This is a genomic window from Mesorhizobium sp. M7A.F.Ca.US.005.03.2.1 (genome assembly GCF_003997795.1).
GTDB lineage: Bacteria > Pseudomonadota > Alphaproteobacteria > Rhizobiales > Rhizobiaceae > Mesorhizobium > Mesorhizobium ciceri.
Window position 1 is genome coordinate 1 of record NZ_RZRP01001654.1, and the last position, 384, is coordinate 384.

1 pseudogene is annotated in these 384 nt (G+C 67.2%); it reads left to right on the forward strand.

Annotated features, from left to right (window positions below):
* Positions 1-41 precede the first annotated feature (41 nt).
* A pseudogene (locus EN991_RS39655) lies at positions 42-384 on the forward strand (peptidase S8); the annotation flags it as partial.

Here is a 384-nt window from a genome sequence, read left to right on the forward strand (position 1 = left end):
GGCTTTCACGGAGACTGTGATCGAGGGAAGGAAACCGCTTGATGGCGGCTGAGGCGGTCATTCGATTTGCGGCAATGCTTGCGGCGGCGATGATAACCGTCGCCGTGCCCGCGTCGGCGCAGACCAAAGATCCCAATCCCGACCAGACGAAAATCGACTGCCGCGACGGGACCAATGCGGCAGGCGCCGACTGCGCCAAGGATGGCAGCGACACAGAGGGCGGATCGGATGCGGCGCAATCCGGCGCGGTGTTCCTGCCGGCCCTGATCGTCGACCTGTTTCCCAACCCGGCGGCGCCCCCGACCCCTGTGCCGACGCCACGGCCCGAACCGGCGACGCCGCCGGGTTGGGAAACAGGTCGACGATCAGGGCCGGCAGGAACAC